This window comes from Buchnera aphidicola (Pemphigus obesinymphae), assembly GCF_026122815.1.
Classification (GTDB): domain Bacteria; phylum Pseudomonadota; class Gammaproteobacteria; order Enterobacterales; family Enterobacteriaceae; genus Buchnera_C; species Buchnera_C aphidicola_BJ.
This window is the reverse complement of record NZ_JAIWQW010000145.1, coordinates 1-279: the sequence shown is the minus strand read 5'-3', so window position 1 is coordinate 279 and position 279 is coordinate 1. Positions and strand designations below refer to the sequence as shown.

Annotated in this window: 1 pseudogene; it reads right to left on the bottom strand. The window is 28.3% G+C overall.

Annotated elements, in window-relative coordinates:
- Positions 1–279, bottom strand: a pseudogene (gene aceE, locus LDP10_RS03500) (pyruvate dehydrogenase (acetyl-transferring), homodimeric type); the annotation flags it as partial.

Genomic DNA, 279 nt, shown 5'->3' with positions numbered 1-279 from the left:
TTTTTAACAGGAATATTAAACTTATCTCTAATATATAATATCGCTTCTAAATTAATTTTTTTTATTTGATGTGCAATATTTTTCCCTTCTGCTACAGGTCCCATTCCATATCCTTTAACTGTATGAGCTAAAATAACAACAGGTTTGCCTTTTGTTTCTTTAGCTTTTTTAAGAGCAGCGTATATTTTCTTAGGATCATGTCCTCCTCTGTTCAGATCACAAATTTGAGAATCAGTCATATTATCTACTAATTTCATTGTTTCTTTATATTTTCCAAAA